Raw genomic sequence first — 244 nt, 5'->3', positions numbered from 1 at the left:
AAGTCAGGACGTGCTTCAATTTCTTCAACTTTTGCAGTATAAGCATCTTCAATCGCTTGTTTTGCGGCTGGTTTTACTTCTGCTTTTGGTTCTACAGGTGTAATTGTTCCTATTCCTGCGTCCTTCGCTGCTGCTACATTCGCATTAGAATCTGCTTTATCGATAGCTTCTTTGGCTGCTTCTGCTTTTGATCGCGCTTCTTCTTTAGCTGCTTCTTTTTCTTCTTTCGTTGAATCAGGTTTAG

1 protein-coding gene is annotated in these 244 nt (G+C 41.4%); it reads right to left on the bottom strand.

The genetic code is table 11. The features are described 5' to 3' along the window. Positions 1-244 (bottom strand): DUF1542 domain-containing protein (locus tag HMPREF2574_RS11070; RefSeq protein ID WP_142350175.1); only part of this gene is annotated, 244 nt, incomplete at both ends.

Origin of the sequence: Streptococcus sp. HMSC034E12, from assembly GCF_001835915.1 — a bacterium.
GTDB lineage: Bacteria > Bacillota > Bacilli > Lactobacillales > Streptococcaceae > Streptococcus > Streptococcus vaginalis.
The sequence above is the reverse complement of the archived record's forward strand: the minus strand, read 5'-3'. Positions and strand labels throughout refer to the sequence as shown.